At 72.8% G+C, this 25,100-nt stretch carries 23 protein-coding genes and 1 tRNA gene; 11 read left to right on the top strand and 13 right to left on the bottom strand.

Going from position 1 to position 25,100, the window contains the following annotated elements:
- Positions 1-347: 347 nt before the first annotated feature.
- Entirely contained in the window at positions 348-929 is a 582-nt protein-coding gene (locus ACY1JF_RS15715; protein WP_215171806.1) for a TMEM165/GDT1 family protein, read from the bottom strand.
- A gap of 587 nt (positions 930-1,516) precedes the next feature.
- Between ACY1JF_RS15715 and ACY1JF_RS15710 the strand changes: the two genes are divergently transcribed.
- The 3 genes from ACY1JF_RS15710 (at position 1,517) to ACY1JF_RS15700 (ending at position 4,549) form a co-directional block, all read left to right on the top strand.
- On the top strand, positions 1,517-2,161 hold the full coding sequence (locus ACY1JF_RS15710) for an HNH endonuclease family protein (RefSeq protein ID WP_462705740.1): 645 nt from the start codon (positions 1,517-1,519) through the stop codon (positions 2,159-2,161).
- 146 nt (positions 2,162-2,307) lie between these two features.
- Complete coding sequence (locus ACY1JF_RS15705; protein ID WP_462705739.1) at positions 2,308-3,954, top strand: alkaline phosphatase D family protein; 1,647 nt, start codon at positions 2,308-2,310, stop codon at positions 3,952-3,954.
- 130 nt (positions 3,955-4,084) lie between these two features.
- Positions 4,085-4,549 carry a DoxX family protein gene (locus ACY1JF_RS15700; protein ID WP_462705738.1) on the top strand — a complete coding sequence of 155 codons (465 nt, stop codon included), beginning with the start codon at positions 4,085-4,087 and terminating at the stop codon, positions 4,547-4,549.
- A 274-nt stretch (positions 4,550-4,823) separates the two neighbouring features.
- On the opposite strand, the gene ACY1JF_RS15695 is transcribed toward ACY1JF_RS15700, so the two are convergent.
- Complete coding sequence (locus ACY1JF_RS15695; protein ID WP_462705737.1) at positions 4,824-5,354, bottom strand: superoxide dismutase family protein; 531 nt, start codon at positions 5,352-5,354, stop codon at positions 4,824-4,826.
- A 263-nt stretch (positions 5,355-5,617) separates the two neighbouring features.
- Between ACY1JF_RS15695 and ACY1JF_RS15690 the strand changes: the two genes are divergently transcribed.
- Positions 5,618-6,253: a DedA family protein gene (locus ACY1JF_RS15690; RefSeq protein ID WP_462705736.1), complete on the top strand. Its 636-nt coding sequence runs from the start codon at positions 5,618-5,620 to the stop codon at positions 6,251-6,253.
- A gap of 104 nt (positions 6,254-6,357) precedes the next feature.
- Here ACY1JF_RS15690 and ACY1JF_RS15685 read toward each other — a convergent pair whose 3' ends face one another.
- Entirely contained in the window at positions 6,358-6,591 is a 234-nt protein-coding gene (locus ACY1JF_RS15685) for a DUF2277 domain-containing protein (protein ID WP_462705735.1), read from the bottom strand.
- A 62-nt stretch (positions 6,592-6,653) separates the two neighbouring features.
- On the opposite strand from ACY1JF_RS15685, the gene ACY1JF_RS15680 reads away from it, so the two are divergent.
- Entirely contained in the window at positions 6,654-6,998 is a 345-nt protein-coding gene (locus tag ACY1JF_RS15680; protein WP_462705734.1) for a hypothetical protein, read from the top strand.
- 105 nt (positions 6,999-7,103) lie between these two features.
- On the opposite strand, the gene ACY1JF_RS15675 is transcribed toward ACY1JF_RS15680, so the two are convergent.
- A tRNA-Val gene (locus ACY1JF_RS15675) sits at positions 7,104-7,175 on the bottom strand.
- Positions 7,176-7,396: 221 nt separating this feature from the next.
- On the opposite strand from ACY1JF_RS15675, the gene ACY1JF_RS15670 reads away from it, so the two are divergent.
- The 4 genes from ACY1JF_RS15670 to ACY1JF_RS15655 all read left to right on the top strand — a co-directional run bounded on the left by ACY1JF_RS15670 (position 7,397) and on the right by ACY1JF_RS15655 (position 11,167).
- Positions 7,397-8,164 (top strand): DUF4097 family beta strand repeat-containing protein, encoded by a 768-nt coding sequence (locus ACY1JF_RS15670; RefSeq protein WP_462705733.1) that lies wholly within the window; start codon positions 7,397-7,399, stop codon positions 8,162-8,164.
- 71 nt (positions 8,165-8,235) lie between these two features.
- Entirely contained in the window at positions 8,236-9,663 is a 1,428-nt protein-coding gene (locus tag ACY1JF_RS15665; RefSeq protein ID WP_462705732.1) for a hypothetical protein, read from the top strand.
- A 159-nt stretch (positions 9,664-9,822) separates the two neighbouring features.
- Entirely contained in the window at positions 9,823-10,044 is a 222-nt protein-coding gene (locus ACY1JF_RS15660; RefSeq protein WP_462705731.1) for an FmdB family zinc ribbon protein, read from the top strand.
- A gap of 208 nt (positions 10,045-10,252) precedes the next feature.
- A complete protein-coding gene (locus tag ACY1JF_RS15655; protein WP_462705730.1) occupies positions 10,253-11,167 on the top strand; it encodes a DedA family protein in 915 nt (304 codons plus the stop codon).
- On the opposite strand, the gene ACY1JF_RS15650 is transcribed toward ACY1JF_RS15655, so the two are convergent.
- From ACY1JF_RS15650 to ACY1JF_RS15640, 3 genes are all read right to left on the bottom strand, one after another.
- Positions 11,085-11,918: an HAD family hydrolase gene (locus tag ACY1JF_RS15650; RefSeq protein ID WP_462705729.1), complete on the bottom strand. Its 834-nt coding sequence runs from the start codon at positions 11,916-11,918 to the stop codon at positions 11,085-11,087. The two genes, ACY1JF_RS15655 and ACY1JF_RS15650, sit on opposite strands and share 83 nt — an antisense overlap.
- The gene (locus ACY1JF_RS15645; RefSeq protein WP_462705728.1) at positions 11,918-14,383 is read right to left on the bottom strand and encodes a phosphoribosyltransferase; all 2,466 of its coding nucleotides are present in this window, start codon (positions 14,381-14,383) and stop codon (positions 11,918-11,920) included. The genes ACY1JF_RS15650 and ACY1JF_RS15645 overlap by 1 nt, the downstream gene beginning before the upstream one ends.
- Before the next feature lie 117 nt (positions 14,384-14,500).
- On the bottom strand, positions 14,501-15,667 hold the full coding sequence (locus ACY1JF_RS15640; RefSeq protein WP_462705727.1) for an HpcH/HpaI aldolase/citrate lyase family protein: 1,167 nt from the start codon (positions 15,665-15,667) through the stop codon (positions 14,501-14,503).
- Positions 15,668-15,874: 207 nt separating this feature from the next.
- Between ACY1JF_RS15640 and ACY1JF_RS15635 the strand changes: the two genes are divergently transcribed.
- Complete coding sequence (locus tag ACY1JF_RS15635; protein WP_462705726.1) at positions 15,875-16,882, top strand: TerD family protein; 1,008 nt, start codon at positions 15,875-15,877, stop codon at positions 16,880-16,882.
- Between the two features lie 101 nt (positions 16,883-16,983).
- Here the strand turns inward: ACY1JF_RS15635 and ACY1JF_RS15630 are convergent, their stop codons facing one another.
- From ACY1JF_RS15630 to ACY1JF_RS15605, 6 genes are all read right to left on the bottom strand, one after another.
- A complete protein-coding gene (locus tag ACY1JF_RS15630) occupies positions 16,984-17,724 on the bottom strand; it encodes a TerD family protein (protein WP_462705725.1) in 741 nt (246 codons plus the stop codon).
- Between the two features lie 376 nt (positions 17,725-18,100).
- Positions 18,101-19,243 carry a DUF475 domain-containing protein gene (locus tag ACY1JF_RS15625; protein WP_462705724.1) on the bottom strand — a complete coding sequence of 381 codons (1,143 nt, stop codon included), beginning with the start codon at positions 19,241-19,243 and terminating at the stop codon, positions 18,101-18,103.
- A gap of 48 nt (positions 19,244-19,291) precedes the next feature.
- On the bottom strand, positions 19,292-19,867 hold the full coding sequence (locus ACY1JF_RS15620; RefSeq protein WP_462705723.1) for a TerD family protein: 576 nt from the start codon (positions 19,865-19,867) through the stop codon (positions 19,292-19,294).
- A gap of 116 nt (positions 19,868-19,983) precedes the next feature.
- Positions 19,984-20,559: a calcium homeostasis/redox stress adaptation protein gene (locus ACY1JF_RS15615; protein WP_462705722.1), complete on the bottom strand. Its 576-nt coding sequence runs from the start codon at positions 20,557-20,559 to the stop codon at positions 19,984-19,986.
- Between the two features lie 127 nt (positions 20,560-20,686).
- Positions 20,687-21,145, bottom strand: a complete 459-nt coding sequence (locus ACY1JF_RS15610) for a peroxiredoxin (protein ID WP_462705721.1) — start codon at positions 21,143-21,145, stop codon at positions 20,687-20,689.
- A 131-nt stretch (positions 21,146-21,276) separates the two neighbouring features.
- A complete protein-coding gene (locus ACY1JF_RS15605) occupies positions 21,277-21,714 on the bottom strand; it encodes a DUF3052 domain-containing protein (protein WP_462705720.1) in 438 nt (145 codons plus the stop codon).
- A gap of 403 nt (positions 21,715-22,117) precedes the next feature.
- Between ACY1JF_RS15605 and aceE the strand changes: the two genes are divergently transcribed.
- Entirely contained in the window at positions 22,118-24,850 is a 2,733-nt protein-coding gene (gene aceE / locus ACY1JF_RS15600) for a pyruvate dehydrogenase (acetyl-transferring), homodimeric type (protein WP_462705719.1), read from the top strand.
- The last annotated feature ends 250 nt before the right edge of the window (positions 24,851-25,100 follow it).

Genomic DNA, 25,100 nt, shown 5'->3' with positions numbered 1-25,100 from the left:
CACAAGGCGGCCCCGCCCGCCGGTCAGGGAGAACGGGCGGGAGCCACTTTGTTTCACCACGGTACAAAACGCACCGGGGATCGCGCCAGCGACATCGGGCACCGTTCATCCGCCGTTCAGGACGGGGCGGGCGGGGCGGAGGGCGGGCGGGGCGGAGGGCGGGCGGTGCGGGCGGTGCGGGGGCGGGCCGTACGGCGCACCCGGACTGCCCGCCGACGAACCCGGCGGACCGGTCGACGAACCCGGCGGACCGGCCGACGAACCCGGCGGACCGGCGGACGGACCCGGCGGACCCAGCCGACAAACCCGACGGGCCGGCCGACGACCGGCCGACGAACCCCGCCAGGTCAGCCCGCCACCGCCTCCCACAGGCTCCACACGCCGAGGCCCAGCATCAGCAGCGCCGCGATCTGCGTGATCAGCTTCAGCGGGACCCGCTTCATCAGGGCCTTCCCGCCGACGATGCCGAGCCCGGCCACCGCCCACAGGGCCAGTACCGCACCCAGGCCGACGGAGACCGGGTCGTCGTAGCGGGCGGCGAGGTTGGCCGTCATGATCTGCGTGAGGTCACCGAACTCGGCGACCAGGATGAGCATGAACCCCGCCCCGGCGACCTTCCAGAAGGACTGGTTCTCCGGCTTGCGGACCTCTTCCTCGTCCTCGTCCTTCTTGAAGAGCAGCACGGCCGCGCCGCCCAGGAACAGCACACCGGTGATGGCGTGCACGATCTGCTGCGGCAGCAGGGTCAGCACACTGCCCGCCGCGACGGCGAGCGCGACGTGCACCAAGAAGGCGGCGGCGACGCCCGCGAAGACGTAGGAGGCGCGGTAGCGGGTGCCGAGGACGAGGCCGGCGAGCGCGGTCTTGTCCGGCAGTTCCGCGAGGAAGACGACGCCGAAGACGAGCGCCGTCACGGTGAAGCTGATCAAAAGGTCCTCAATCGGTCGGGGCCGCCCCACCGAGAGTGCTGGTCCTGCGGACGCGGGACACCTCGGCACGGCAGCACATCGTCACCCGGGCCACGGGGCACGGGGCACGGGCGTGCACTGCTTGCCGAAGGTCTCGCCGGCGGGTCCCCTGCGGTACCGCCTCCGGGCGCCGGCTCAGGCGTGCTGAGCAGTATGTCGACGGTCCGGCGAAGAGCTACTCCCCTTCTGCGCCGTCCATGGTACGCGACGGGAGGACCCGGAGCAGGTGACGGAGGACCCCGAGGAAGAGCGGACGGGAGGCCCCGGGGCCGGAACGGGAGAACCCCCGGGGCCAGGACGCGACGCCCCGGGGCCGGAACGGGAGAACCCCCGGGGCCAGGACGCGAGAACCCCCAGAGCCAGGACGCGACAACCCGAGGCCGGGACGCGACAACCCCCGGGGCCGGAACGCGGAAGGCCAGTTCCGCACCTTGTTTTGTCATGGTCACGTCACTAACTTCTCACCGGACGCTCACCCCACCGCAACACGGCGCCGCGAGCATTCCCGTGCTCGCGCCCACCACCCCCCACCACCCAAGGGAGTCCGCATGCCGAAGTTCTACGCGCGTCGACGGCTGAGCATACTCGCGGCGCTCACCGGAGTCATGGCCTCCGTCGCGCTGTTCAACGGCCCGACCGCCTCCGCCGCCCTCCCCACCCCGGTCAGCGCCTCCACCGCCCGCACCTACCTCGCCTCCCTCACCGTGGCCACCGAGAACCGCACCGGCTACGACCGCGACCTCTTCCCGCACTGGATCACCCAGTCCGGCACCTGCAACACCCGCGAGACCGTCCTCAAGCGCGACGGCTCGAACGTCGTCACCGACTCCGCCTGCGCCAGCACCAGCGGAAGCTGGTACTCCGTCTACGACGGCGCCACCTGGACCGCCGCCTCCGACGTCGACATCGACCACCTCGTGCCGCTGGCCGAGGCCTGGGACTCCGGCGCGAGCGGCTGGACCACCTCCCGGCGCCAGTCGTTCGCCAACGACCTGACCCGCCCCCAGCTCATCGCGGTCACCGACGACGTCAACCAGGCCAAGGGCGACCAGGACCCGGCCACCTGGATGCCCTCGCGGACCGCCTACCACTGCACCTACCTGCGTGCCTGGGTGCAGGTGAAGTACTACTACGGCCTCTCGGTCGACTCCGCCGAGAAGTCGGCGCTGACCAGCGGCCTCGCGAGCTGCTGAGCATCCGCCGGCCTCTGCCGGGCACCCGCTGACCGGGCGACCGGAGGCCGGCGCCCGGTCGTCCGGCCCCGGAAGCTCCCTGCCGGCTTCCGTCGCCCCGTACCGTACGGCCCGTACGGTACGGGGCGACCGAAAGAGGAGTGACCATGGGTGACCTGCGCCTGGGACCGCTGCTGAGGTATGCCGACGGCTCGTCCGCGACCGTGTGGGTCGAGACGGACCGTCCGGCCGAGGCCGAGGTGCGCTGCGCCGACGGCGCCGGCGGCACGGCCCGCACCTTCCGGGTGGCGGGCCACCACTACGCCCTCGTCGAGGTGGGCGGCCTGACCCCGGGCGCGGCGACGCCCTACGAGGTGTTCCTCGACGGCACGCGCGTGTGGCCGCTGCCGGACTCCCCGTTCCCGCCCTCGGTGATCCGCACGCCCGGGAAGGACGAGGAGACGGTACGGGTCGCCTTCGGCTCCTGCCGCTGGGCCGCGCCGGCCGCCGGGGAGAAGGACCCGGTGGGCCCGGACGCCCTGGACACGCTCTCCGCCCGGATCGCGGCCGACCCCGAGGGCGAGCGGCCCGACGTCCTGCTGCTCCTGGGCGACCAGGTGTACGCCGACGAGGTCTCCGACGCCACCCGCCGCTGGCTCGCCGGCCGCCGCGACCTCTCCGAGCCGCCCGGCGCCGAGGTCGCGGACTACGAGGAGTACACCCACCTCTACTACGAGTCCTGGCTCGACCCGGAGGTGCGCTGGCTGCTGTCCACCGTGCCCACCTGCATGATCTTCGACGACCACGACGTCATCGACGACTGGAACACCTCCGCCGCCTGGCTCGCCGACATGCGGGCCACCGGCTGGTGGCGCGAGCGGCTGCTGAGCGGCCTGATGTCGTACTGGGTGCACCAGCACATCGGGAACCTGTCCCCGGCCGAACTGGCCGCCGACCCCGTCTACGCCGCCGTGCGCGAGAGCGCCGACGGCACCGACGCGCTGCGCGCCTTCGCCGCCGGGGCCGACGCCGACGCGGCCTCCGTGCGCTGGAGCTACCGGCGCGACTTCGGCCGGGTGCGGCTGCTGATGGTGGACAGCCGCGCGGCCCGGGTCCTCGACGAGCGGCGGCGTTCCATGCTCGACCCCGGGGAGGCCGCGTGGCTGCGCGCCCAGGCCCTGGACGACCGGGGCTCCTACGACCACCTCCTCCTGGGCACCTCACTGCCCTGGCTGCTCCCGCACCTGGTGCACGACGTGGAGGGGTGGAACGCGGCGCTGTGCCGCGGCGAGCGGGGCGCGCGCTGGGCACGGCTCGGGGAGAAGGTGCGGCGCGCGGCCGACCTGGAGCACTGGGCCGCCTTCCCGTCCTCCTTCGACGCGCTGGCGGACGTGATAGCGGAGACGGGTTCGGGGCCCGGGGCGCCGGCGACGGTGTGCGTGCTGTCGGGGGACGTGCACCACGCGTACATCGCCGAGCCGTCCTGGCCCGCGCCGGGGGACGGCCCCTCGGCCCGGGTGGTGCAGCTGACCTGTTCGCCCGTGCACAACTCCGTGCCGCTCTCCATCCGCCTCGGCTTCCGCTTCGGCTGGAGCGCGCCGGCCCGGGCGCTGGGCCGGCTGTTCGCCCGGCACGGGCGCCTGCCGCGGCCGGCGGTGCGCTGGCGCCGGGACGGCGGCCCCTGGTTCGGCAACCAGCTGATGACGCTGACCCTGCGCGGGCGCTCGGCCCACCTGCGGCTGGAGAAGGCGTCGGCGGCGGGGCCGCGGGAGAGGGCGGCGCTGCGGACGGTCACGGAGGCGAAGCTGTCGTGATGCTGTCAATGTCCGCCCGAGTGGATGTTGAGATTGCAAGCACTTATTAGGCATGCCTAACGTGGAGGCGCTTCCGTCCCCGAAGTGACCGGTTCCCCGACACCGGTCCCACCGAAGGAGTGCCCCCCACATGACCGGACGCCTCAACAGCGCCCAGCCGTACGCCCTCGGCCTGTTCCGCATGGTCGTCGGCCTGCTCTTCGCCTGCCACGGCGCCGCCTCGCTCTTCGGGGTCCTCGGCGGTGCCGCGGGCACCGAGGGCGGCACCGTCGCGGCCGGCACCTGGCCCAACTGGTACGCCGCCGTGATCCAGCTCGTCGGCGGCGCGCTGGTCCTGCTCGGCCTGGGCACCCGCGCGGCCGCGTTCGTCTCCTCGGGCTCCATGGCCTACGCGTACTTCAAGGTGCACCAGCCCGGTGCCCTGTGGCCGATGGAGAACGGCGGTGAGTCCTCCGCCATGTTCTGCTGGGCCTTCCTGCTGCTGGTCTTCACCGGCTCCGGCGCCCTGGGCCTGGACCGGCTGCTGAGCCGGCGCACCGCCGGACAGGACGAGCCGGAGCGGACGACCGAGCGGCAGACGCCGGTGTCGGTCTGATCGGCCCGGCCCCGCGCCGGCCGGGAACGGTGCCCCTCGCCTCGCGCGAAGGGCACCGTTTCCTTTTCCCGCCGGCCGGCGGGTCTCCGGTCGGTCGGCGGGCGGGTCTCCGGCCGACCGGCGGGCGGGCCTCCGGTCGCTCGGCGGACGGGTCCCCAGTCGGTCGGCGGACGGGCCTCCGACCGGCCGGTGGGCGCGTCTCCGGCCGACCGGCGGACGGGCCTCCGACCGGCCGGTGGGCGCGTCTCCGGCCGACCGGCGGACGGGTCTCCGGTCAGCCGGTGGGCCGGAACGGCACCGTGAAGCAGGCGGCGCGCGCGCCGGAGTTGCCCGGCCGGTCGTGGATCACCACGGACGACGCCCCGCCCGGCCGGAACCCCCAGTCGTGGCGGGCCAGGGCCCGCCCCTCGCCGTGCGCGTCGGGGGTGAAGTCGAGCCACACCTCGTTGTCCGGGTTGGCGGCGGCCGGGTCGGTGGACGGCCGGTGCTGGTAGTGCCCGCCCGCGGCGGCCGGGGCGGCACCGCAGGGCTTCTGGTGCACATGGGCGCCGTAGGCGTGCCCCGGGTCCAGGCCGCGCACCCGCAGCCGGACGGTGGTCGCGCCGCCGCGGTCGGTGTGCTGGCGCACCTCGATCCAGGCGCCGGGCGGGACCAGGTCCCGGTCGTACGTGAGCGCCTTCCCCGAGCCGCCGCCGGGCGGCGCGAACCGGTCCTCCGAGCGCAGCGAGAGGCCGTCCGCCCCGCCGGGGGCACCGGTCGCGAGCAGGGCCGCCGCGACGGCTCCCGCGCATATTCCTGCCACCATGATGTGTTCCGTTCCTCGGGTCCGACAGGTCCAGGCGGGGGAGGAGCCCTCCGGCGCCTCGCCCCACCGTCGTTGCTACGGGACACCGGCACCGGCCGCCCCCGGGAGGTGGCAGCCGGGTGAATTCCGCGCGCCGGGCGCGCGAGCCCCTGTGAACCCTCCGTCGCGCCCCGGGCGTACGCTGTGTGACGGTCATCGGCCTCCCCTGTCGTCCCGTGTGGCGCGGTTGGTCAGGCCCACGGGGGAAGCCATGGGGAGTCACGGTGTTCGCAAGTGTGGGGTCGCTGGTCAGCAGCCCTTGGATCTACGCCTTCGTGGCGCTGTCCGTGCTCCTGGACGTGTTCCTGCCCGTGCTGCCGAGCGGTGTGCTGGTGATCGCGGCGGCCACCGCGGCGGCGGCCGGTTCGGGCGCCGCGACCGGCCAGGTCCCGCACGACGTCCCCGACATCCTGCTCCTGACCCTCTGCGCCACCACCGCGTCCGTCCTCGGTGACCTGGTCGCCTACCGGCTCGCCCGGAGCGGCGGGCCCCGGCTGGACCGTGTGATCGCCCGTTCCCGCCGACTGACCAGGGCGCAGGAGCACCTCGGCGCCGCCCTGGCCCGCGGCGGCGGCGCGCTGGTGGTGCTGGCCCGGTTCGCCCCGGCCGGGCGGTCGATCGTCTCCCTCGGCGCCGGCGCCGCCCACCGCCGGGTGCGGGAGTTCCTGCCCTGGTCCGCCCTGGCCGGGCTGTCCTGGGCCGCCTACAGCGTGGCCCTGGGCTACTTCGGCGGCCAGTGGCTGGGCGCGACGTGGCTGGCGACGGGGGTCTCCCTCGTCGCCCTGTTCGGGGCGGGGGCGGGAGCGGCACTGCTGGTGCGGCGTCCGTCGCGGGCGCCGGGGTCCGCCCCGGCGCCGTGACGTCCGCGCCGGCCCCGTGACGTCCGCCCCGGCGCCGTGAGGTCCGCAGGGACGCCGCGCCGCCCACGGAGGCGTCGCGCCGTCCGCGGGGCGAGCGGGCGGCCTCAGTCCGCCCGGCGCCGCCGCGTCCCTCCCCGCACCTCCAGGCCGGCCAGCAGCTCGGCCGTCGCCCCGGCGACCGCGTCCACGGCGCGGTCGAACACCTCCTGGTTGTGCGCGGCCGGCGCCCGGAACCCGGACACCTTGCGCACGTACTGCAGGGCGGCGGCCCGGATCTCCTCGTCGGTGGCCTGCCCGGCCGACGCGGGCGGTCGTAGCGTCTTGATACTGCGGCACATGTTTCCAGTTTCTCCCGCTCTTGTCCGCGCGACTCAAAATCGAACAGGAGTATCATCTGGCTGTGGCTACGACCTATGACTTCCCGAGTGATCTCCTCGCCGGGCAGGAGGAACTCCATCAGGTCAGGGCCGACCTGTCGGCCCTGTTGAAACGGCTGCCCTGGTCCGTGGAACCGGTGGACGGCTTCAGTGACGACAGCGGCTGGCGCAAGGTGGAGCGCCCGGCCTCCCCCGGCTGGTCGGAGGACGAACAGGCCGAGGTGGAGAAGCTGCGCCGGCGCGAGCGCGAACTGGCGGTGTTCGTCACCACCCACCGCTACTGGGCCCAGCTCACCGGTTCCGACCAGGTCGCGGCCCGCTCCCGTCTCAAGCACGCCCATGAGACCCCGCCCGGGGACGAGGCGTAAGGGGACGGCGGGCCACGGGCCGCGGACGGCGCTCATGCGAGAGGCCCCCGGAGGACCGTTCGGTCCCCGAGGGCCTCTGCCGCCGATGCCCGGCATCGCTCCCGGTGGGCGCGGACGGTTTCGAACCGCCGACATCCTGCTTGTAAGGCAGGCGCTCTACCCCTGAGCTACGCACCCGGACGAGTCGACAGCCTACCTTGCCCGGACCGCCGCCCCGCAAACCCGTACCGCCGCTCCCCGGCCCCCGCTGCGGGGGTTAACCCCACCACCGGTCCGGGAGCGTCCTGGATCGCGGCGGCACGCCCCGGAAACCTACGGTCGTGGAGCCTCGCCGCACCGCGCCTCCCCCGGAGGCGCCCGGCGCGCGGGCCCACCGTCCGTTCCAGGGGGAGACCGCCATGTCCCGTACCGTTCCCGTCCGTTCGCTCGCCGCCGCCGGTGCCGTCGTCCTCGCCGTCGCGGGTCTGGCGGCCTGCGCCTCGCCCGACGAGGACAAGGACCCCGACCGGCGGTCCTTCGCCCTTCAGGGCCGCACGCTCACCGTCGACTCCGACGACTCCGCCCTGGAGATCGTCGCCGCGGAGGGCAACGAGGCCGGCCGCGTCGACGTCACCCGGTGGTTCAGCGGGTCGGTGACCGTCGGGAAGGAGCCCAAGGTGTCCTGGAGGATGGACGGCGACCGCCTGGTGCTGCGGATGGACTGCACGGGCCTCATCGCCGACTGCGCGGCCAGGCACCGCGTCGAGGTGCCCCGGGGCGTGGCCGTCAAGGTCGAGGACGACGACGGCGGCGTACGGGCGCGGGGGTTTTGGGACGCGCTGGACATCCGCACCCGGGACGGCTCCGTCCGCGTCACCGACTCCACCGGCCCGCTGGACCTGCGCAGCGACGACGGCTCGGTCCGCGCCGAGGTCTCCTCGCGACGGGTGACGGCACAGACCAAGGACGGCTCCGTGCGCCTCGAACTCGGTGCCGTGCCCGACCTGGTCGACACCCGCAGCGACGACGGCTCGGTGACCGTCGGACTGCCCCGGGCCACGTACAAGGTGACGGCGAAGACCGACGACGGCTCCGTCGACGTGTCCGTGCCCCGCGACGACTCCAGCGCCCACGTGGTGAACGCCCGTACCGCCGACGGCGAAGTCACGGTCCGCTCCGCGAACTGACCGGCCCGTGTGTTCGTCCTCAACGGGTGGGAGAATGAACCCGGGCAGGGCGGACGACACGGGAGAGGGATGTGACGGCGACACCATCGCAGCCGTATACGCCGCCGCTGGTGCCCCGCGCGCCACGTCCACGGCTCCTCCCGCACCGCCGGCCCGCCTCGCGCCGCCGCGCCCCCGGCGCCCTGCGCGACACGCTCGCCCTGCTGGGCCTGCCGCTGCTCGCCGCGCCCGTCCTGGCCGGCGCGTTCACCGGCGGTGGCACCCGGCGCTGGTTCGGCGGCCGGGCCGAGAGCCAGCGGGCGGCGGCCCAGACCGCCAAGGACGAGGCCGCCGCCGCGTTCTACGAACTGGACACCGCCCAGCGGGACCTGCGGATCTCCATCGAGACGATCACGGCCGTCGACGACTCCCCCGCCGCCCGGCGCGCGGTCGACGGCTTCGCCGCCCTGGGCCGGCGCATCGACGAGGCCAGCCGGCAGTACATCGGCGCCGTCGACGCCCACGACCTCGACCGGGACGACCTGGAGGCGTCGGCCGCCGCCCGCGCCCGCGCCGAACTGACCGCCGCCACGGAGGAACTGGGCCGGGTCAGGCGGGACCTGGACCGCTTCGCCGAGGGCCTCGGCCCCCTGCTCGGCACGGCGGAGACCCAGCTGGCCCGGCTCGCCCCCGCCGTGGAGCGGGCCCGGCAGTCCCTGCTGGCCGCCTCCGAAGCCCTGGACGCCGTACGCGGCTCGGGGCTGAGCGCGGACGACCTCGCCGCCCGGCTCGCCGCCCTCGCCCCGGAGCTGACCAAGCTCAACCAGGGCGCCGGCCGGCACGGTGTGCCCCGGACCCTGGAGCGCGCCGAGCGGGTCACCCGCGAGGCCGAGACGGTCCGCACCGAGGCCGAACGGCTGCCCGAGCGGGCCGCCGAGACCGACAGGCGGCTGGTCTCCCTGCGCACCCGCGCCCAGGCCCTCACCACCCGCGCCGAACAGGTCGAACCCGTCCTCAGCGAACTGCGACGGCGCTTCACCGCCGCCTGCTGGCAGGACCTCCAGCACGTACCCGACCAGGCCCGCGAGACCGTCCGGCAGGCCGAACGGAAGCTGGCCGAGGCCCGGACCGCCCGCGCCGAACAGCGCTGGCCCGACGCGACCGCGCTGCTGTCGACGGTACGGGCCCTGCTGAACGAGACCGACGAGGCCGTGTCCGCCGCCGGCGACCGGCTCCGCCTGCTCGACGCCGTGCAGCAGGACCCCCGGGACGAGATCGAACGGACCCGGTTCGCCATCCGCGACGCCCAGCGGCTGGCCATGGCCGGCCGCACCACCCCCGACCCCCGCGACGCCCGCCCCCTGGACGACGCCGTGGCCCGGCTGGAACGCGCGATCGGCACCCTGGAGGGCAGGCACCCCGACTACTGGCACTTCCTCACCGAGACGGACGCGGTCCGCCGCACGGTGGCCCACGTGGTCGGCCGGATACGGGAGGAGCGCGGGGCCGGGCACTCGTAGTCCCGCCCGGCGGACCGGCCGCGCGGGCGGGGGCGGAGGCGGTCACTCGTCCGTGCGGGCGGGCGGGCGGCGTGAGCGTGGGAGGACGGTGTGGTGCGCCGGGCGGGTCCTGACCGTGAGCCCTGCCGTGGTGCCGTGGGCGCCGGTTAACCTGTGCCCATGCCTCGTTACGAGTACCGCTGCCGCAGCTGCGGCGACACGTTCGAACTGAGCCGTCCCATGGCCGAGTCCTCCGCTCCCGCCGCCTGCCCGGCGGGCCACGACGACACGGTGAAGCTGCTGTCGACGGTCGCGGTCGGCGGCTCGTCCTCCGCTCCGGCTCCGTCCCCGGGGGCCGGCGGAGGCGGTGGCGGCTGCTGCGGAGGGGGCTGCTGCGGCTGACCGGCTCCCCGGCCGGGTCCGCGCCCACCGCCCCTCGCCCACCGCCCTTCGTCCCGCGCCGCGCCACGTCTCACGTGGTCGAGAGGCCGGCCGCGGGCGGGGGTGCCCGCACACCGCGGCGAACCGCGACGCCTCACCGCGGCGGACCCCGGTCGCCGTGCGGTCTTCCTCAGGGTCCCTTCAGCCACGATTTCCTAGCGTGGCCGTCATGACAGCCATCGCAGCGCAGACGGCCGCGGACAGCGGTGCCGCTCCGCAGTGGATCAACGACCTCATGGACGCCCTGGGCGCCCCGGGGGCCGGTATCGCCATCGCCCTGGAGAACCTCTTCCCTCCCTTGCCGAGCGAGGTGATCCTGCCGCTGGCGGGATTCGCGGCCGCCTCCGGCCGGATGGGCCTGCTCGCCGTCCTGCTGTGGACCACGGCGGGCTCGGTGATCGGCGCGCTCGCCCTGTACGGGATCGGGGCGCTCCTCGGCCGCGACCGCACCGTGGCGTTGGCGGGACGGCTGCCGCTGGTGAAGGTGACGGACATAGAGAAGACGGAGGCGTGGTTCCTCCGGCACGGCACCAAGGCGGTGTTCTTCGGCCGGATGATCCCCGTCTTCCGCAGTCTCATCTCCGTGCCAGCGGGCGTCGAGCGGATGCGGCTCCCCGTCTTCCTCGGCCTGACCACACTGGGCAGCGCGCTGTGGAACACCGCGTTCGTGCTCGCCGGTTACGCCCTGGGGGACAACTGGTCCCAGGTCACGAGCGTCGCCTCCGCGTACTCGAAGGTGATCCTCGTCGGCGCCGCGGTCGCGGTGCTGGGCTTCGTCGTCCTGCGGCTGCTGCGGCCCGGGGCCGGCCGGCGCAGGCGCGGCGAACCCGGACACGGCGGATCCGGACACGGCGGATCCGGACACGGCGGATCCGGACACGGCGGATCCGGGCGGGGAGAGGAGCCGCCCGCCACCGCGTCGGCCTCGTCCACCGCCTGCTCCGCCGAGGGTCCCTCGGACCGGACGGACGTCACCAGGCCGGACACGCCGACCGCGGGAACTACCGGGCGGGGTGCACCGACCGCAGGAACTCCTGAAGGATCCGCTCCCCGGCGAACACCCCCCGCTCGGGCAGGGCACTGACCGCCGGTGATGTCCAGCCGGAGTCGGCCAGCTCGCCGTGGCCCGGGCGCCAGCCTTGGTCGGCGGCGAGCAGCAGGTCGGCGTCGAGGAGGGAGTCCCCGGCGGCCAGGGTGAGGCCGGCGCCGGTGCGGCGGGCGACCTCGCGCACGGCCGCGCTCTTGGTGAGCGGCGCCGGGACGGCGTAGAGCTTGCGGCCCTGGAGGGACACGGTCCAGCCGCGGTCGCCGGCCCACACGGCGAGTTCCTTGACCCATCCCTCGGGCAGCAGGTCGCGTTCGAGGACGAGGTAGGCGAAGAGGTCCTCGGCGGTGCGGTGCTTGCGCACCCACCGCGGGTCGGCGGTGGCCCTCAGATGCTCGCGCACCTCCGTCAGCGGGGCGCACTCGTCGGCCAGCCGTGCGGTGACCCGCGCGTACCAGTCGGGGTCGGTGACGCCGTCCACCAGCAGGTGGCCGCCGTTGGCGCAGATCGCGTACTTCGGCGGGGGGCCGGGCAGGTTGACGCGCTGGTACTGGGCGCGGGTCCGCGTCGTGGTCGGCACGAAGACGGCGGCCTCGCCGAGTTCGGTGAGGAGCCGGGCTGCGGTCTCCGTCATGTACGACAGGGGCTTGCGGTCGTAGACCTCCACGCACAGCAGCCGGGGGGCCTCCTGGTCCGGGACGGTCAGGTTGAGGGCGGCGGCGGAGTAGATCAGCGTGCGGTCGAGGTCGCTCGCGACGAGGACAGGCGGCTGCGCGGGCTGTGCGGGCATCAGACCGTCACCGCCCTGCCGTCGGCGCCCGTCGCGCCGCGGGTGTACCGGGGGTGGATCAGTCCGACGCAGGTGTAGGGCAGGTCGGCGACCTCCTCCACGGGCACGCCCCGCTGGGCGGCGAGCAGCCGGACGTGGTCCAGGTCGCTGCCGGCGCCGGCCCGGGCCAGCACCTTCCAGGGCACCCGGCGCAGCATCACGCGGGTGGTCTCGCCGACGCCGGGCTTGACGAGGTTGACGTCGTGGATGCCGTACTCCTCGCTGATCCGCTCGACCGCCGCCCACCCCTCCCAGCTGGGGGTCCGGTCGGCGGCGTGCAACTCCTTGGCCTGGACGTCGACGGCGCCCCTGACCTCCGGGAAGCGGGCGGAGACGGCGTCGAGGAAGGCCCGCGAGAGGTCGGCGCCGGCGAGTTCGCGGTAGAACTTCGCGCCGTGGAAGTCGTGGGCGCCGACCAGGTCGGCGCGGAGCACGGTGCGGGAGATCAGGCCGGAGACGGTGGAGTTGAGGCAGGCGGAGGGGATGAGGAAGTCGTCGCGGGTGCCGTAGGTGCGGACACAGGAGCCGGGGTCGGCCAGGACCGCGATCTCCGGGTCGAAGCCGGTGATGCCGTCGGACACCTCGAAGTCGCGCAGGGCGGCGGCGAGTTCGCGGGTGATGGCGCCCTTGCCGGTCCAGCCGTCGACGAAGACGACGTCGGCGGGGTCGTGGTGGTCGGCCAGCCAGCGCAGCGCGTTGGCGTCGATGCCCCGGCCCCGGACGATCGACACGGCGTAGTGGGGGAGGTCGAGACCGTGGCGGAACCGCGCCCAGCGGCGCATCAGGATCCCGACGGGCGTGCCCGCGCGGGCGAGGGACACCAGGACGGGTCTGGGGGACCGTTCCAGCAGGACGAGTTCGGTGACGGCGCCGACGGCCTGCGCCAGCCGGGCCGCCGAGGTGCGCAGCGCCGCGTGGAACAGTTCCTGGTACTGCTCGCTGGGCTGGTACTCGACGGGCAGCGACTCGGCGTAGTGCGCGCCGCCCTTCTGGATCGCCTCCTCGCGCTCCTCGGTGGGCGCCTCCAGCGTCGTGTCCGAGAGGTCCTGGAGCAGCCAGCCGACCTCGTCGGGGGCGTAGGAGGAGAAGGCGGGGCCGCGCAGCGGCTCGGGCAGCATGGCGGGCCTTTCGCAGGGGGCGCCGGGGACGTACGAGGGGACGGTCGCGAGCAGGACGTGCGGGACGTGGGCGGCGAGCCGGGCCAGCAGGCCGTCGGGCGCGTGCAGCGCCGGGGTGTCGGCGGGCGAGTCGACGACGGCGACGACGGCGTCGAAGCCGGCGCCGGCGACGTTGTAGGCGTAGCGCTCGCCGGGGCCGTCGGCCGGGTCGTCGTGGGCGGGGAAGACCAGGCGGGTGCGTATCGCGTAGCCGGGGTCGTCGACGGCGAGGACGGGCGAGCGGGTGGTGGTGGAGTAGCGCACCTCGGCGGTCACGACCTGTTCCAGTTCGCGGGCCAGGCGCAGCGGGGCGTACATCAGTTCCTCGCAGCCGAGGACCAGGACGCGGCGGGCGCCGGCGGGCAGGGCCTCGGCGAGCCGGGCGGCCATGGCGGGCAGCGCGCTCTCCAGCCGGGCCCGGTGGGCGGCGGTGAACCCGTGCCGCCCGCCGTCGGGCAGTCCGCGGGGCCAGCGCAGGTCGACGCGGTGGACGGCGGCCGGGCCGGCCGGGGCGGGCTCCGGCTCGGCGGCCGCCGCCGCCTCGTGCCGGGCCACCAGCCGCTGTCCCTTCTCCAGTACGTCGTCGGGCAGCAGGACGGTGCCCGAGGCGGCCGTCACCAGGTCCACCCGGGCGCCGATCTCCCGGGCGAACCCCTCCAGGCGGCCCGCGTCGGCCGGTGAGCGCATGTCCACCAGGGCGACCACGACGTACCGGCGGCGGGGGTAGCGCTCGTGCAGGGCGCGCACGGTGTTGAGCACCGTGTTGCCGGTGGAGAACTCGTCGTCGACCAGGACGAGCGGTCCGTCGCCGGACAGCAGCGCGGGGTCGGCGGGCAGCAGCAGGTGGGAGGTGGCGTGCGAGTGGGACTCCTCGAAGCCGCCCGCCTGGGCGACGCCGTCGACCGGGCGGCGGGTGGAGTGCAGGTAGGGGGCGGGGCCGAGACCGTCGGCGACGCAGTGGCCGAGGCCGGTGGCGGTCTCCGCGTAGCCGAGGACGACCGTCGCGGCGGCCTCCTCGGCGTCCAGCAGGTCGCGTACGCGGCGGCCGAGGGCGAAGCCGTGGCGGTAGACCACGGAAGGCGACTGCGGTACGTGCTTGCCCAGCACGTTGGAGACGAGCAGATGGGCCCGCCTGGGGTTGCGGCGCAGGGCGAGGCCCAGCAGGCCGGTCAGGTCGTCGTCGCCGGTGAGGCCGACACCGAGCCGCTCGGCGACCCAGCTGCCGGTCCAGACACCGGCTGGCTCCCCGGCCCGCGGCCGTTCCCTCATGCGCGTACGCCTCCCGTTGTCCACTGCGTGGTCCATGATCCCTTGTGTTCGGCCGGCCGGTCCGGCCGGCCGGGCTCGGCAAGCCAGGTCCAGTCGGCCAGGTCCAGTCGGTCAGGCTCAGTCGGACAGGCCGGCGGCGAGCAGTTCGACGAAGCCGATGTCCTCGTTGGCCACGCCGAACGCCTCGGCGCGCAGCAGCGTGCGCTCGGCCCAGGCCCGGTGCGGCTTCACCTCGTTCATCTTGTTCGTGTACGACGACCTCAGCACGCCTCCCCCGCAGCGCTCCGGGCGGAGGATGTCCCGGGCGTCGCTGAACTCCTCGTGGCTGACCACGGACAGCGCGTGCACCGGGAGCACGTGGGAGGGGTGGATGCAGGTCTTCCCCAGCAGGCCGTTGGCCTGGTCGAGGGAGATCTCCCGCAGCAGGCCGTCCATGGCGTGCTCGATCAGCCGGGCCCGCAGGTCCGCGGCCTGCACCTCCAGGAAGGGGCTCTGCCGCAGCTGCGGTTTGAACATCCTCTCCTGGACCCGGAAGTACTCCCACACCGGCCCGGTCACCGTGAAACCGGTGCCGTCGGCCCGCCCCAGCATGTTCACCACGTCGGCGATGACGGAGGCGACGACCTGGACGTCGTACGCCGTCATGTCGGGGCCGCGGCGCAGCCCGTAGGAGGAGCAGAAGTCGGTCACGCCGAGCCGGAGGGCCAGGACGCGGTCGCGGTACTTGTCGACCGCGCGGAAGATGCCCTCCAGGGTGTGCACCCGCGACTCCCGGTACAGCAGCTCCGGGGACTCCAGGACCGGCATGGCGAACAGCCGCCGGCCCGTGGTGGTCTCGGCGTCGGAGAGGGCCTCCAGGAAGGGCATGCCGCGTTCCTCGGTGAACTTCGGCAGGACGAATCCGGAGAGCGTCTCCACGGCGGGGCCGAGGCGCCGCACCAGGTCGGGTATCTGCTCGGGGGCGCGGACCCGGACGAACAGCAGCGGAACGTTTCCTCCGGGTTGTCCGGAGAGGTCGGTGAGGTGCCGTACGAGGTTCTCCTCGCCGGCCGCCACATCGGCGTCGCCGATGGAGTCCTCCAGGCAGAGCACCATCGAGACCACACCGCCGGCGGCCTGCCGGAGGATGTCGTCGGCGAGGCGCGGCCGGGTGGCGGGGCTGTAGAGCGTGGCCCCCAGGGCCGCGGAGAGCAGCCGCGCCGGGGAGTCGGCGCTGAACTCGCCCGGCTCCTGGTGGAAGAGACGCTCTCGCACCTCAGGGGCTATATGCCCGAAATGACGCATGTGAACTCCCCCGTGGTGACTGGGCGACCTGTAAAACGTTCGAAGGTGGCCGGTAATAGTACGTAGAAACCCATGTCAGAAGTTCCCGCGGGGCATGAATTCCAGGTAACCCGGCCGTGTCGGCATCGCGGGGGCACGCCACCCGACGCCTCCGGGGTACCCTCCCCCGCATTGTCGTGGCCAGGGCCGAGAAGGCAGGATGACGGCATGACGCACGCGATGCTGAAAGGGTCCAACGTCCCGCTGGAGGCCACCACGGTCCGGGCCGTGCTGCGCTGGACCCCCGGGCAGGGGATCCCGGACGTCGATGTCTCCGCGCTGCTCCTGGGCCCCGACGACCGTGTGCGATCCGACGAGGACTTCGTCTTCTACAACCAGCCCCGGCACCCGTCGGGCCAGGTCTGGCGGCTGGGCAAGAAGCGGGACGCCGAGGGTCTGACCGACGCGATCCAGACGGACCTGTCCGGGGTCGAGGCCCGGGTCGGCCGCATCCTGCTGGTCGCCTCGGCGGACGGCGTCGCCTTCGAGCAGGTGCGGGACCTGCGGGTCCTGCTCTACGACGCGGCGGCCGACGACGCCGAGCCGCTGGCCTACTTCGACGTCAAGCCGGAGACGGGCGAGGAGACCGCGCTCATCTGCGGGGAGCTGTACCGGCGCGGGGAGACCTGGAAGTTCCGGGCACTGGGCGAGGGCTACTCGAACGGGCTGGAGGGGCTGGCGACCGAGTACGGCATCTCGGTGGACGAGGAGGCCGGGGCGGCCGAGGCGGAGGCACGGGACGACACCCGGGCGGCACCCGAGACGGCGGGAACGGCGCCGGAGGCCACCGGAGCGGTCCCCGAGGCCCACGCGCCCGCGCCCGCCGCCCCCACCCAGGCCCTGCCCGCCCCGGCACCGCCCGCCCAGTCCCCGGCCGTCCAGCCCCCGCCGGTCCACTCCACGTCGGCCAGGACCGCGCCCGCCCAGCCGCTGCCGCCGGAGCAGCCGCCCGGGGTGCCGGCCCAGCCCGCGTACGCCTATCCCCAGCAGACCCCGGCGACACAGCCGGCCTACGGGTACCCGCAGCCCGCCGGTGCCGGACCGGCCGCGTACGGCTCCCCGCAGGCGCCCGCCCCGGTGACCGCCGCCGGCTACGGCTACCCGCCGCCGGCGGCCGTGGTCCCCGACCCGGACTTCCGGCTGCCGCCGCAGGGGCCGCAGTTCATCGGACGGTAGGTGCGAGGGCCGCCGCGCGAAGGCGGGCGGCCCGCCCTCAGGACACGCCCCGGCAACCGGACGGCCGGGGCCCTGTCACCGCTGGGCGCACCGGGGCCGGCTCACCGTTCGGCCTTCGCCTTGTAACCCCGTCCCCACTGCAGGCCCCACCCGTACAGCCGGTCCAGTTCGCCCTGGAAGCCGTAGACGAACTTGACCTCGCGGCGGACGAACATCTCGCCCTTGATGTTCTCGATCATGACCACGGCGCAGGAGCGGGCCTGCGGGTGGCGTTCGTCGAGGCTTATCTCGATCCGGGGGCCGCTGCTCGGGTAGAGGGTGACGATGGCGTGCGCGCGTTCGAAGGCCGGCGTCTGGTCGTATATGTAGGCGAAGACCAGGAGCCGCTTGATGGCGTCCCGGTGGTCCAGGTTGATGTAGATCGTCTCGCCGGAGCCGGAGCCGAACCGGTCGTCGCCGCTGAGCTTGACGTAGGGCGCGGCGTTGACGTCCCCGAAGAAGCCGCCCAGTGGCTGGACGACCCCCTTGGCGCCGTCCTGCATCTCGTAGAGGCAGCCCAGGTCGAGGTCGACGTTGACCATGCTCTGGCTGTGGCCGATGACCTCGGGGGGCTTGAGTGCCTTGAAGGGGTGCCGGAGCAGGCTCTCCCGCTGCGGGCCGGAGATGTCGGAGGTCCGCATCCGCCAGGCCAGGTTGATGCGCAGGTTGCCGGTGGCCGCGCCCTGTTTCGTCAAGGAGACCTGGCTGTGCCGTTTGGTCAGTTCTATGGCGTTGGTCGCCGCGTTGCCCGAGTCGAAGTCGGTCTCCCGGCCGCGCCACAGCCGTCCGTCCAAGATGCCCATTCCCGCCCCCACGCATGTCCGTCTCACGCCGCCACCGCACCGAAGGGCCGCGGCTGCCTCGTCGCACCCGCGGTCCGGGACGCCGACGGGGCGGCGCCGAGGAGTCGTCCTCGACGGCCGCCCCGCTCAGAGCGTTCCTCGCCCGGGCCGGGTTCACACCCGCGGTGCCGGAGCACCGGAGGCGAACAGGGCCCGGAGCAGCGGACTCCGCACACTCCCGACCGAGCCCCGCGCTCCCGGAGGAGACCCGTACCCCCGTCCGGGGGTCCGCATCCCCGGCCGGGGGTCCGCATCCCCGTCCAGGGCCCGCGCCCCCGTCCGGGGTCCGCGCTCCCGGAGGGGACACACACTGGAGGAGACTCGCCCTCCGGAGGGCTCACACTCCGGAGGGGACCTCCGTCTTCTCGTTGTCGCCGGGTCCCTCGGCCTCGGCGAGCCGCTTGTTGCGGCGTACGGAGGACCAGAAGGAGGCGACGATCAGGACCACGCCGATCAGGCCGGTGATGATCTCGCTGATCTGGTACTGGATGGTGACCAGCAGGATCACGGCGAGGGCGCCGATCGCGTAGTGGGCGCCGTGCTCCAGGTAGACGTAGTCGTCCAGGGTGCCCTGGCGGACCAGGTAGACGGTCAGGGAGCGGACATACATGGCGCCGATGCCCAGGCCGAGGGCCATCAGGACGATGTCGTTGGTGATGGCGAAGGCGCCGATCACACCGTCGAAGGAGAAGGAGGCGTCCAGGACCTCCAGGTAGAGGAACATGAAGAACGCCGCCTTGCCGGCGATGGCCACCGCCGACTTGGGCTTGCCCGAGCGGGCGGCGGCTTCCTCCGCCTCGTGCTCGCGCTCCTCCTCCCCTTCGAGCCTGTCCTCGAAGAAGCCGGAGAGTCCGCCGACGACCAGATAGGTGATCAGGCCCGCGATGCCGGCCAGCAGCACGGTCTCGGCCTTGTCGACGTGGGCGCCGCCGTGCTGGTGGGCGTGGGTGGCGAAGGTCATCGCGGAGATCAGCAGCACGATCAGGGCGATGCAGACCGACAGCATGTCGACCTTGCCCAGCTTGGCCAGCGGGCGCTCCAGCCAGCCGAGCCACTTGATGTCCCGGTCCTCGAAGAGGAAGTCCAGGAAGATCATCAGCAGGAACATGCCGCCGAACGCGGCGATGGCCGGGTGGGCGTCGGTGACGAGTTCCTGGTAGCGGTCCTTGTCGGTGAGCGCGAGGTCGACGGCCTCGATCGGGCCGAGCTGGGCGCTGACGGCGACGATGACGACCGGGAAGACCAGCCGCATGCCGAAAACGGCGATCAGGACGCCGACCGTGAGGAAGATCTTCTGCCAGAAGGCGCTCATCTTCTTCAGGATCCCGGCGTTGATCACCGCGTTGTCGAAGGACAGCGAGATTTCCAGGATGGAGAGGATCGCCACGACACCGAAGGCGGTCCACCCCCCGTAGAAGACCGCCGCGACCAGGCCGAGCGCGGTGACCGCGAACGACCAGCCGAAGATTTTCAGAAGCACTGGCTACCCAATCCTTGTGTACGGGGCTCCCCCGCGCCGTACTCGGCTTTACGAAACGTTGACTCCGAAGTCTAGAGCGATGCCTCGGAGGCCCGACGCGTACCCCTGTCCGACGGCCCGGAACTTCCATTCACCCCGGGAGCGGTAGACCTCCCCGAAAATCATCGCCGTCTCGGTGGAGGCGTCCTCGCTGAGGTCGTAGCGGGCGAGTTCCCGGCCGTCGGACCGGTCGACCACCCGGATGAAGGCGTTGCTGACCTGACCGAAGGTCTGGCCGCGCTCGTCGGCCTGGTGGATGGAGACCGGGAAGACGATCCTGTCGCACCGCTCGGGCACCTTGGTGAGGTCGATCAGGAGCGACTCGTCGTCTCCGTCGCCCTCGCCGGTGAGGTTGTCACCGGTGTGCTCGACCGAGCCGTCGGGACTCTTCAGCTGGTTGTAGAAGACGAACCACTCGTCACCGAGCACCCGGCCGCCGCCGCACACCAGGGCGCTGGCGTCGAGGTCGAAGGGGGCTCCGGTGGTGGAACGCGCGTCCCAGCCGAGCCCGACCATCACCTGGGTGAGGTCCGGTGCGGCCTTGGACAAGGAGACGTTGCCTCCCTTGGCGAGCGTGACGCCCATGGTGCTGGTCCCTCCCCGGGTGGTGGTTCCGCGGTGCTCCGGCCCCGCGCGAGGCCGCCGATGTGCGCGTCCGGCGCCGCACACGGACCGTGCGGCGCCGGACGACGGGGGTCGGCTCAGACGTTCACGCCGAAGTCCTGCGCGATGCCGCGCAGGCCCGACGCGTACCCCTGGCCGATGGCGCGGAACTTCCACTCCGCGCCGTGCCGGTACAGCTCGCCGAAGACCATGGCGGTCTCGGTGGAGGCGTCCTCGCTCAGGTCGTAGCGGGCGATCTCGGCGCCGCCGGCCTGGTTGACGACCCGGATGAAGGCGTTGCGGACCTGGCCGAAGGACTGCTGGCGGTTCTCCGCGTCGTAGATCGACACCGGGAAGACGATCTTCTCGACGTCGGCGGGGACGGTCGCGAGGTCGACCTTGATCTGCTCGTCGTCGCCCTCGCCCTCGCCGGTGAGGTTGTCACCGGTGTGCTCGACCGAGCCGTCCGGGCTCTTCAGGTTGTTGAAGAAGATGAAGTGCTGGTCGCTGCCGACCTTGCCGGAGCTGTTCAGCAGCAGCGCGCTGGCGTCGAGGTCGAAGTCGGTACCGGTCGTGGTCCGTACGTCCCACCCCAGACCGACGATGACGGCGGTCAGGCCGGGGGCCTCCTTGGTCAGCGATACGTTGCCGCCCTTGCTGAGGCTGACTCCCACGAGTCCTCCATTGGTGTCCGGGGGCGGGAAGCCCCGAAGTGCGTCGGATGTCGGATCAACGGTTCGATCCTAGTGACGGGTTCCCGCACCTCGCAGGCCCCGGCACGCAGGATTCACCGCGTCGGGATCACAGGGTGTCGAGCGCCTTCACGTACTCGTCCAGGTCCCGGGCGTCCGGCAGCCCGTTGACGACGGTCCAGCGCACCACGCCCTCCTTGTCGATGACGAAGGTGCCGCGCACCGCGCAGCCCTTGCCCTCGTCGAAGACGCCGTAGGCGCGCGAGACGTCGCCGTGCGGCCAGAAGTCGGACAGCAAGGGGTACTCCAGGCCCTCCTGCTCGGCGAAGACGCGCAGGGTGTGGATGGAGTCGTTGGAGACGGCGAGCACCTGGGTGTCGCGGTCGGAGAACCGCGGCAGGTTGTCACGCACCTCGCACAGCTCGCTCGTGCACAGGCCGGTGAAGGCGAAGGGGTAGAAGAGCAGCACCACGTTCTTGCCGCCCCGGTAGTCGGACAGCCGCACGGTCGCCCCGTGGTTGTCCTTGAGCTCGAAGCCGGGGGCCTTGTCGCCGACCTGGATCGCCATGTCCCGCTGGTCCCTTCGTAGGAGTCGTCCTCGGAAGCACACCCTACGCAGGGACCGCCACGAAACCCCGGACGGGCCGGACGGGGCCGGTCCGTCCGGGGTTCCGTGAAGAGGGGAGCCCGGCTACGGGGCTACCGCTTCGACTTGGCGGCCTTCGGCGTCGCCAGCCGGCTGCCGCTCCAGTCCTTGCCCACGCTGACGCTCTTGGCCGCCGTCAGACCGGCCGTCGTCGCGGCTTCCGAGATGTCACTGGGCTCGACGTAACCGTCACGTCCGGTCTTCGGCGTGAGGAGCAGGATCGCCCCGCCCTCCTCGATGTACGTGGTGGCATCCACCAGCGCATCCGTCAGGTCGCCGTCGTCGTCACGGAACCACAGCACGACGGCGTCGGCCACGTCCTCGTAGTCCTCGTCCACCAGGTCACCCTCGATGGCAGCTTCGATGGCCTCGCGGAGCTCCTGATCGACGTCGTCGTCGTAGCCGATCTCCTGGACCACCTGCCCGGGCTGGAACCCCAGCCTGGCGGCAGGGTTCGTCCGCTCCTCCGCGTGGTCCGCGGTCGCGCTCACGGGTTGCCTCCTGATCATGTCTTTGAATGGGGTTCCCCCAGGCCCTTCGGGCTCCGGGGGGTCTCAGCCACGCGCGTGCGCGAAGCATTGGCCGTAGTCCACACGGGCGGGACGGATCGCGCAAGTACCCGGCCACCGGGACTGCCGAAACGGTGACGATCCCGACCGTGTCACCGCAACTCCAGGCACGCCGTCCAGGATCGAAGGTGACGTACACCACACCTTTCTGCCCCGTTTGCGTAAATGAGAACCATACAGGGGTACGAGACCCGGAAGAACTTGCCCTGGTTATCGGCAGGGAACCGGTTACCTCTCGGTAGAGATGACGTTTCCCCTCGACAGGTACACGATGGGAGACGGTTCCGGCACTCTCCGATACGTCCTGCGACAGCGAAGGAACAGTGTGGCTTCCGCATCCGATCGCAACCCGATCATCATTGGCGGCCTTCCGAGTCAGGTTCCCGACTTCGACCCCGAGGAGACCCAGGAGTGGCTCGACTCCCTGGACGCCGCCGTCGACGCACGCGGCCGGGAGCGGGCCCGCTACCTCATGCTGCGTCTGATCGAACGGGCACGCGAGAAGCGTGTCGCCGTGCCCGAGATGCGCAGCACGGACTACGTCAACACGATCCCGACCAAGAACGAGCCGTTCTTCCCGGGCAACGAGGAGATCGAGCGCAGGATCCTGAACGCCACCCGCTGGAACGCGGCGGTGATGGTCTCCCGCGCCCAGCGGCCCGGCATCGGCGTCGGCGGCCACATCGCCACGTTCGCCTCCTCGGCCTCCCTCTACGACGTCGGGTTCAACCACTTCTTCCGCGGCAAGGACGACGGCGACGGCGGTGACCAGGTCTTCTTCCAGGGCCACGCCTCGCCCGGCATCTACGCCCGCGCCTACCTCCTGGACCGCTTCGACGAGCGGCACCTGGACGGCTTCCGCCAGGAGAAGTCCAAGGCGCCGTACGCGCTCTCGTCCTACCCCCACCCGCGCTCGATGCCGGACTTCTGGGAGTTCCCCACGGTCTCGATGGGCCTCGGCCCGATCGGCGCGATCTACCAGGCCCGGATGAACCGCTACCTGCACGCGCGGGGCATCGCGGACACCTCCCGCTCCCATGTCTGGGCGTTCCTCGGCGACGGCGAGATGGACGAGCCCGAGTCGCTCGGCCAGCTCACCATCGCCGCCCGTGAGGGCCTGGACAACCTCACCTTCGTCGTCAACTGCAACCTCCAGCGCCTGGACGGCCCGGTGCGCGGCAACGGCAAGATCATCCAGGAGCTGGAGTCGGTCTTCCGCGGCGCCGGCTGGAACGTCATCAAGCTCGTCTGGGACCGCACCTGGGACCCGCTGCTCGCCCAGGACCGCGACGGCGTCCTGGTCAACAAGATGAACACCACCCCGGACGGCCAGTTCCAGACGTACGCCACCGAGTCCGGCGCCTACATCCGCGACCACTTCTTCGGCGACGACCACCGGCTGCGCGCCATGGTCGAGAACATGACCGACGACCAGATCCTGCACCTGGGGCGCGGCGGCCACGACCACCGGAAGATCTACGCGGCGTACAAGGCCGCCCTGGAGCACAAGGGCCAGCCCACGGTCATCCTGGCCAAGACGGTCAAGGGCTGGACGCTGGGCCCGAACTTCGAGGGCCGCAACGCCACCCACCAGATGAAGAAGCTGACGGTCGACGACCTCAAGCGCTTCCGCGACCGGCTGCACCTGCCGATCTCCGACCGGGAACTGGAGTCCGGCCCGCCGCCGTACTACCACCCCGGCCGGGAGACCGAGGAGATGCAGTACATGCACGACCGCCGCAAGGCGCTCGGCGGTTACGTCCCCACCCGCGTCGTGCGCGCCAAGCCCCTGCCCCTGCCGGGCGACCAGGCGTACGCGACCGTGAAGCGGGGCTCCGGTCAGCAGTCCATCGCGACCACCATGGCCTTCGTCCGGCTCCTCAAGGACCTCATGCGGGACAAGGAGATCGGCAAGCGCTTCGTACTGATCGCGCCGGACGAGTACCGCACGTTCGGCATGGACTCGTTCTTCCCGAGCGCGAAGATCTACAACCCGCTCGGCCAGCAGTACGAGTCGGTCGACCGGGACCTGCTGCTCGCGTACAAGGAGACGCCCAACGGCCAGATGCTGCACGACGGCATCTCCGAGGCAGGCTGCACGGCGTCGCTCATCGCCGCCGGCTCGGCGTACGCGACGCACGGCGAACCGCTGATCCCGGTGTACGTCTTCTACTCGATGTTCGGCTTCCAGCGCACTGGCGACCAGTTCTGGCAGATGGGTGACCAGCTCGCGCGCGGTTTCGTCCTCGGCGCGACCGCCGGCCGCACGACCCTGACCGGCGAGGGGTTGCAGCACGCCGACGGCCACTCCCAGCTGCTGGCCTCGACCAACCCGGCGTGCGTGGCCTACGACCCCGCCTTCGGCTTCGAGATCGCCCACATCGTCAAGGACGGGCTGCGCCGGATGTACGGCCCGGACAGCGAGGACGTCTTCTACTACCTCACCGTCTACAACGAGCCGATCCAGCACCCGGCCGAGCCCGAGAACGTCGACGTCGAGGGCATCCTCAAGGGCCTCTACCGCTTCAGCGAGGGCACGGGCGGCTCGGTCCCGGCGCAGATCCTGGCGTCCGGGGTGGCGCTGCCGTGGGCGGTCGAGGCGCAGCGGATCCTCGCCGAGGAGTGGGAGGTGCGGGCCGACGTGTGGTCGGCGACCTCCTGGAACGAGCTGCGGCGCGAAGCCGTGGCCTGCGAGGAGCACAACCTGCTGCATCCGGAGGAGGAGCAGCGGGTGCCGTACGTGACGCGGAAACTGTCGGGCGCGCAGGGGCCGTTCGTGGCGGTGTCGGACTGGATGCGGTCGGTGCCGGACCAGATCGCGCGGTGGGTGCCGGGGACGTACCAGTCGCTGGGCGCGGACGGGTTCGGGTTCGCGGACACGCGGGGGGCGGCGCGCAGGTTCTTCCACATCGACGCGGAGTCGGTGGTGGTAGGGGTGCTGAGCGAGCTGGCGCGGGAGGGGAAGGTGGACCGGTCGGTGCTGAAGCAGGCCGTGGACCGGTACCGGTTGCTTGATGTGACGGCGGCGGATCCGGGGGTGGCGGGCGGCGACGCGTAGCGCGTCCGCCGGGGACGGGGCGGCGGGGCTGCGGCTCCGTCGCCCTTCGCGGTGCCCGGCGCCGCGGTCGGCGCGGGCGAGTGACGCGAGGCGAGTGACGCAAGACGGGGGGCGCGGCCCGCGCCGCCCGTGTGAGGGGGCGGGTGCCGCGTCCCCTCACACGGGCGGCACGAGTCCGTGGCCGTACCCACGGTCGCGTACGGCGGGAAAGGGGCGGGGCGGGGCCGGGGGGGGGGGGGGGGGGCCCGCC

The organism is Streptomyces sp. SYSU D01066-1, from assembly GCF_054956795.1.
The sequence above is the reverse complement of the archived record's forward strand: the minus strand, read 5'-3'. Positions and strand labels throughout refer to the sequence as shown.